The sequence below is a fragment of the Novipirellula herctigrandis genome, assembly GCA_007859835.1.
GTDB classification, from domain to species: domain Bacteria; phylum Planctomycetota; class Planctomycetia; order Pirellulales; family Pirellulaceae; genus Novipirellula_A; species Novipirellula_A herctigrandis.
This window is the reverse complement of record SJPJ01000001.1, coordinates 84,446-88,409: the sequence shown is the minus strand read 5'-3', so window position 1 is coordinate 88,409 and position 3,964 is coordinate 84,446. Positions and strand designations below refer to the sequence as shown.

Here is a 3,964-nt window from a genome sequence, read left to right as displayed (position 1 = left end):
AAAACGGACCACCCGTCCTCCGTTGCATCACATGGTTATCGCACGGATTTGGGTTAAATGCCGATCGAGTCACCATGATGAATCAATCGACCGAGCACCGTCCGTTTAGCCTTCGGCCCCTTCGGTGACGGTTGTCCATTCCCTAGAAGTATCAGTTTAACGAGGTCCCAATTTAAAAACAAACGACGTTGTGAACCAAACGGACGCAAAGGGATCATCAACAGCGCACCGATAGCAGAACAACAATCGCCCGGAGTGTGATAACGGCGGTGATCAGCGGGGACGGGCGAACGACTTGCAAGCAGACGGAAAAAAGGAACACCCGTCCTCCGTTGAATCACATGGTTATCGCACGGATTTGGGTTAAACGCCGATCGCGTCACCATGATGTATCAATCGACCGAGCACCGTCCGTTTAGCCTTCGGCCCCTTCGGTGACGGTTGTCCGTTCCCTAGCAGGATCAGTTTAACGAGGTCCCAATTTGAAAGCAACAAACGATGTTGTGGACCAAACGGACGAAAAGGGATCATCAACAGCGCACCCATAGCAGAGCATCAATCGCCCGGAGTGTGATAACGGCAGTGATCAGCGGGGACGGGCGAACGACTTGCAAGCAGACGGGAAAACGGACTACCCGTCCTCCGTTGGATCACATGGTTACCCGCCGTTCTACAGTTTGAGATCGTCGAGCAATTTTAACATTGTGTCAGTGTGTCGATGGATCGCAATCTTTGGCACGGAACCATTCATTAGCACGGGAATATTGATGTCGCGCGGCGTTCGGTAAGGGTTGGATCCGGAGGTCAACCGCCCGCGACCATCTGGTGGATCAAGACGGAGTTTGCTGCGGAATGTGGAAATGTAGTACCAGCCAGTGGCGTTCTTGCGCACAAGTGTCACGCGATGCAGAATCCAGTCGACCGGTTCGTCGTTTGCTGGCAGTGTCTTAAGTCTTGCTTTTGCAGCACGTATCGCCTCGAGCATCGAGAGTGGTGGATCATGACTTTGGTCCGTCCATTGAGGGGCGTTCGCGATAGCTTCCGCATCAACGTTGCAAGTGTAGAACCCAAGTGCAACGTCAGACCGTACTTCGTCGGCAAGAACCGGCGTCGATGCAAGGAGCAGAGCAAACGTTGCGGATGTGGGGAGCTTCATGATTCAGTCGGGTAACGGTACGCATCAGCGGGGACGGGCGAACGATTTGCAAGCAGACCAAAAAACGGACCACCCGTCCTCCGTTGCATGCGATGGTTATCTGACTAACTTCGCGCGCGAAGAGGAGGCCTGGGAGGAACAGTGTTTTTACTTGAATTGGTTGTGATGGGATGCGAAAAAGAGAGGGCACGGATCGGGTCGCGGAGGCCGTCTGCGGATTGGTGCGTGGGACGCATTAAGTGTCCCATAGCCCGCTGGTTATCTTGGCCCTGCTGAGCTCTTGGCGTTGGCATTGATGGCACGCGAATTGGCCAAAGCCGACTCGCACGACCTCGTTGGAGAACCTAATCACTTCAAGCTCAGTACGCCCGATCCGTGCGTTTTAACTTCCTCAGTCAAACTCGGCCAAGGAGACTTCATTGTGTCACGTAAGAAACGAAAAAACAAGCGAGGCGTCAGCGGAAACAAAAAGCCGCTCACCGCTCGCCCGGTCACTTCCAAACGGAAGACTCGACGACGTGGCGGACTTCCCGTCGACAACGCCCCGGAAAACATCAACTCGCTCAAGCAGGTCAACCTGAATGCTGCCGGGATCGACATCGCTTCGGGGGTTCACTTCGTCGCCGTGCCTGCAGAGCGAGACCCAACCAACCACGTTCGCAGTTTCGGTGCCTTCACCGCTGACCTTCATGGCATCGCAGATTGGCTCAGGGAGTGCCAGATCACCACCGTTGCGATGGAGTCCACCGGAGTCTACTGGATCCCGTTGTTCGAACTGCTTGAGCGAGAGGGATTTGAAGTCATCTTGGTCGAACCAAGTCAAATCAAGAAGTTTCGTCGCAAGACCGACGTGCTGGATTGCCAGTGGATTCAAACGCTGCACACATTCGGACTGCTGACCGGTTCGTTCCGGCCCGCCGATGACATCATCGTGCTGCGAGGCTACATGCGACAACGCGAGATGCTGGTCAAGCACGCTGCCCAGCATGTTCAGCACATGCAAAAAGCCATGGAGCAGATGAATCTGAAATTGACGGAAGTCATCAGCGATATTTGTGGTGTGACAGGACTGGCAATCATCGACGCGATCTTGGCGGGCGAGCGAGATCCTCAAAAGCTTGCCAGGCATCGCAACGATCGTTGCAAGAATGATGAGGCCACGATCGCGTTGGCACTGCAGGGCAGCTGGCGCGACGAGCACCTGTTCTCGCTCAAGCAGGCCGTCGAGCTGTATCGCTACTACCACGAAAAGATTGCGGAAGTGGACGAGTGCATTGAAAGGTACCTTGGTTCGATGGAAGACAAGAGCGGAGGCAAGCCGCTGCCCAAGCTTCCACGATCCAAACAACGCAGCAAACGTGGCAACGATCCCAAGTTCGATTCACGTTCGCTCCTGCATCGGCTCACGGGTGCCGACCTGACGACCATTGACGGGATCGCCGAGCACTCGGCATTGCAGATTGTTTCGGAGATTGGCTTGGACATGTCGGCGTGGCCGACGGCGAATCACTTCGTCAGTTGGCTGAGCCTGTGCCCCGAGCTAAACAAGTCCGGCGGGAAGAAGCAGAAGAAAGGCAAGAGCCGAACGCATCGCAGTGGCAATCGAGTGGCGCAAGCACTGCGTGTCAGTGCCCAAACGTTGATCCAATCCAAGTGCGCCCTGGGAGCGTACGTTCGCCGGATCAAGGCGAGAGACGGAGCGCCCAGTGCGATCACAGCGACAGCGAGAAAGCTAGCGATCATCATTTACACCATGTTGAAAGAGGGCGGGGAGTACCGAGACATTGGGGCTGAGGCGTACGATGCGAGGTACCGTGAACGACAAGTCAACAGCTTACGTCGCCGAGCCGAGCACCTGGGCTTCGATATCTCACCGAGCCCGGCGGCTTAGCCTTCTGGAGCAAACATCCGAAGCTTCACATCGCGAAGGCTATCGCTCTGCGCTGCCAGCGAAAAAGCGTTGCAAAACACAAGAATGACAGCCCGAAACAGCAGCTTCGGCGAGGAAAAAATGCACTCAGAGACATCAGCGACACCCGATCCGCAATCCTCAAGGTGTTGTTCCTGGAGATCCGCCGCTTTGGTCGAGTGCAGCGACGTAGGAAAGTTACGTGAGCCACCGCAAGAGATCGAGCAGCGGTTCGGCGGTCAGACACGACAGGAAGTGCAGAGAAATCACGCAGGCCGCACCACGAAGTAGTCCGCGGTTAAGGTTAGCAACTGCAAGAATCAATGCGTACGTGATAAACTGCAGCCCGAACAGTACGCCGCCACCTTGCCCGTCATCTATGCCCATGGCAGCGAGCGGTCTGCCGAGCGGAAAAGTCAACCAACTTCTTGGCATGACCTGAATCCCGTAACCCATGTCGAGCAGAATGTTCAGCGGAGATATTGCGAACCCAACGAGAACGGGCCACCACCAAAACCGGAGTCGTTTCAACCGAGGTTCAGTGATCGCGTTAGCTTCGTATGGATTTACTATTTGGGTCAAATTTGCAGTCACGTCAGTCGGATAACGGTAGTGATCAGCGGGGACGGGCGAAAGACTTGCAAGCAGACGAGAAAACGGACCACCCGTCCTCCGTTGCATCACATGGTTATCGCACGGATTTGGGTTAAACGCCGATCGAGTCACCATGATGTATCAATCGACCGAGCACCGTCAGTTTAGCCTTCGGCCCCTTCGGTGACAGTTGTCCGTTCCCTAGCAGTATCAGTTTAACGAGGTCCCAATGTGAAAGCAACAAACGACGTTGTGGACCGAACGGACGCAAAGGAATCATCAACAGCGCACCGATAGCAGAACAA

4 protein-coding genes are annotated in these 3,964 nt (G+C 55.0%); 1 reads left to right on the top strand and 3 read right to left on the bottom strand.

Features of this window, described 5'->3' with window-relative positions:
- Window positions 1-670: 670 nt before the first annotated feature.
- On the bottom strand, window positions 671-1,156 hold the full coding sequence (locus CA13_RS00360) for a hypothetical protein (RefSeq protein ID WP_146393745.1): 486 nt from the start codon (window positions 1,154-1,156) through the stop codon (window positions 671-673).
- Between the two features lie 553 nt (window positions 1,157-1,709).
- Between CA13_RS00360 and CA13_RS00355 the strand changes: the two genes are divergently transcribed.
- Complete coding sequence (locus CA13_RS00355) at window positions 1,710-3,047, top strand: IS110 family RNA-guided transposase (RefSeq protein WP_146403238.1); 1,338 nt, start codon at window positions 1,710-1,712, stop codon at window positions 3,045-3,047.
- 216 nt (window positions 3,048-3,263) lie between these two features.
- Here the strand turns inward: CA13_RS00355 and CA13_RS00350 are convergent, their stop codons facing one another.
- Together CA13_RS00350 and CA13_RS34430 are read right to left on the bottom strand one after the other, a co-directional pair.
- The gene (locus CA13_RS00350; RefSeq protein WP_146393742.1) at window positions 3,264-3,746 is read right to left on the bottom strand and encodes a hypothetical protein; all 483 of its coding nucleotides are present in this window, start codon (window positions 3,744-3,746) and stop codon (window positions 3,264-3,266) included.
- 25 nt (window positions 3,747-3,771) lie between these two features.
- Window positions 3,772-3,964: hypothetical protein (locus CA13_RS34430; protein ID WP_419193752.1), on the bottom strand; the 193-nt coding region annotated here is incomplete at its 5' end.